Annotated in this window: 1 pseudogene; it reads left to right on the plus strand. The window is 72.7% G+C overall.

What is annotated here, in order from left to right:
* Positions 1–1174 (plus strand): annotated as a pseudogene (locus tag A5752_RS27675) (hypothetical protein); the annotation flags it as partial.

Consider the following 1174-nt stretch of genomic DNA (forward strand, 5'->3'; position numbering starts at 1 on the left):
GGGACGGCCCACTGACCGGTCCCGCGGTGAGCCTGCTGTCCGATCAAGGCGGGCAGACCATCGCCATCGCACCCGCCGAGTCCGAATCGGACGACGGCACCGGCACCGGAGGCCCGGACACCACGCCGGTGCGGTTCACACCGCAAGTCGTCGCGGCACCCTTCGACCCGTCCGTCGGCGCCGCGCTCGCCGGCGCGGGCACCGAGCCCGTGACCCCCGGATACCTGGACCCGTCGCTCGACATCTCGCTACAGCACGATTCGGCGGTGGCCCGCCGCCAGGACGCGCTCGGTGCCGTGCTGTGGCGCGGCCTCAACCCCGACGTCGCGCCGCGGACCCAGATCCTGATGCCGCCGCTGGCGTGGAGCCTCGGACCCGACGACGCCGGCGCCGTGTTCCGCGCCGTGTCCACCGCGATCAACGCCGGGCTGGCGCAGCCACGTCCGCTCCCCGCGGTGATCGGCGAGGCCAGCGCGGTCCCGCCCGACGACATGGCCCCGATGCCCGACGACGAAATCGGCGATCCGGACGCCCGGTTCGACGACGCCGTCGTCTCCGGTATCGCGGGGGTCACCGGCCGGCTGTGGGGACTGACCGCGGCGCTGACCACCGACGAACGCACCGGGCTGACCGGATACGGCTACACCGCGCCGCTGCGCGAGGACATGCTGCGCGCGCTGAGCCAGTCGGTGCCCCCTGACACCCGCAACGGCTCTGCCCAACAACGGCTTACGACGGTCGGACACACCGTCGACGACATCTTCGGGGCGGTCACCATCGTCAACCCCGGCGGCGCCTACACGCTGGCGACCGAGCGCAGCCCGCTGCCGCTCGCCCTGCGCAACGACCTGCCGGTGCCGATCCGGGTCCGCCTCGACGTCGACGCGCCACCGGGGATGACGGTCACCGATATGGGCGAGATCGTCCTTCCACCGGGCTACCTCCCGTTGCGGGTGCCGATCGAGGTGCACTTCACCCAGCGGTTCGCCGTCGACGTCGCGCTGCGCACCGCCGACGGCCTGCCGCTCGGCGAACCCGTCCGGTTGTCCGTGCACTCCAACGCCTACGGCAAGGTGCTGTTCTTCATCACGCTCTCGGCGGGTGCGGTCCTGGTTCTGCTCGCCGGCCGTCGGCTGTGGCACCGGTTCCGCGGTCAACCCGATCCCGCCGACCT

It is taken from the genome of Mycobacterium sp. 852002-51961_SCH5331710 (assembly GCF_001665535.1).
In the GTDB taxonomy this organism is placed as follows: Bacteria; Actinomycetota; Actinomycetes; order Mycobacteriales; family Mycobacteriaceae; genus Mycobacterium.